The sequence below is a fragment of the Oleiphilus sp. HI0066 genome, from assembly GCF_001635725.1.
In genome coordinates this window covers 1-1,356 of the sequence record NZ_LWFH01000931.1, presented here as the reverse complement: position 1 = coordinate 1,356, position 1,356 = coordinate 1, and the positions used below count along the sequence as shown (strand labels likewise).

The following is a 1,356-nucleotide window of genomic DNA, read 5'->3' as shown; positions in this document are numbered from 1 at the left end:
TTTTATGTTAACTATCAAACGCTTAAGTTCGAAAGATTCGGATTTTAATGACAAGCTGGCAGATCTAGTCGCTTGGGATGAGGCGCTTGATGAGTCTGTGCATCGTACAGTTAAAGATATTATCTCAGATGTGCGTAAGCGCGGCGACGAAGCTGTTCTTGAGTTGACGAATCGCTTCGATCAAGTTGGAGCTAGCGCATTGTCAGAACTTGAAATGCCTCAATCTCGTTTGCAAGAAGCTTTAGAAGGCTTGCCTACGGATCAACGCGAAGCTCTGCAACAAGCTGCAGCGCGTGTACGTAGTTATCATGAAAAACAAGCGCAGGGTGGCAGTTCTTGGGAATTTACTGAGGCGGATGGTACCAAACTTGGTCAACGAGTTTTGCCTGTAGATCGTGCTGGATTGTACGTTCCGGGTGGTAAAGCGGCTTATCCATCATCTGTGTTGATGAATGCGATTCCAGCGAAGGTTGCTGGTGTTGAAGAAGTCGTGATGGTGGTGCCTACTCCAGGCGGCGAGGTGAATCAGCTTGTGCTGGCGGCTGCAGCTGTCTGTGGCGTAGATCGCGTATTCACGATCGGTGGTGCACAAGCTGTTGCAGCATTAGCGTATGGTACAGAGACGATTCCAGCGGTTGATAAAATTGTTGGCCCAGGAAACATCTTTGTTGCCACAGCGAAGCGTGAAGTCTTTGGCCAAGTCGGTATTGATATGATCGCAGGTCCTTCCGAGATTCTTGTTATTTGTGACGGTAAGACCGACCCTGATTGGATTGCGATGGATCTGTTCTCTCAAGCAGAACACGACGAAAATGCGCAATCAATTTTGATCTCAGACGATGCTGATTATCTCGATGCTGTCGAATCTAGTATCAATAAGCTAATCGATGGCATGGAGCGCAAAGATATTATTCGTGCATCCATCGAGGATAGAGCGGCATTAATTCAGGTTGAATCTCTTGAGCAAGCGGCTGAAGTTAGTAACACCATCGCGCCAGAGCACTTAGAGTTGTCGGTTGAAGATCCAGAAGCCTTAGCTCAGCATATTAAGCATGCAGGGGCGATCTTTATGGGGCGTTATACGGCTGAGGCCTTAGGCGATTATTGCGCCGGGCCAAACCACGTTCTACCAACTTCGGGAACCGCGCGTTTTTCATCTCCTCTAGGTGTGTATGACTTCCAGAAACGCTCATCGTTGATCTACTTCTCTGAGCAAGGGGCGAGTGATCAAGGCAAGGTAGCGTCTGTATTGGCGCGCGGAGAAGGTCTTGAAGCGCACGCACGTTCTGCGGAATATCGTATTAAAGAATAAATTTGATAGGGCGTCGTGATGACAGGATCGACGCCTACGCCAAG

Annotated in this window: 1 protein-coding gene; it reads left to right on the top strand. The window is 48.5% G+C overall.

The window, feature by feature from the left end:
- The first annotated feature begins 4 nt into the window (after positions 1 to 4).
- Entirely contained in the window at positions 5 to 1,312 is a 1,308-nt protein-coding gene (gene hisD / locus A3738_RS10695; RefSeq protein ID WP_068476207.1) for a histidinol dehydrogenase, read from the top strand.
- Positions 1,313 to 1,356 lie beyond the last annotated feature (44 nt).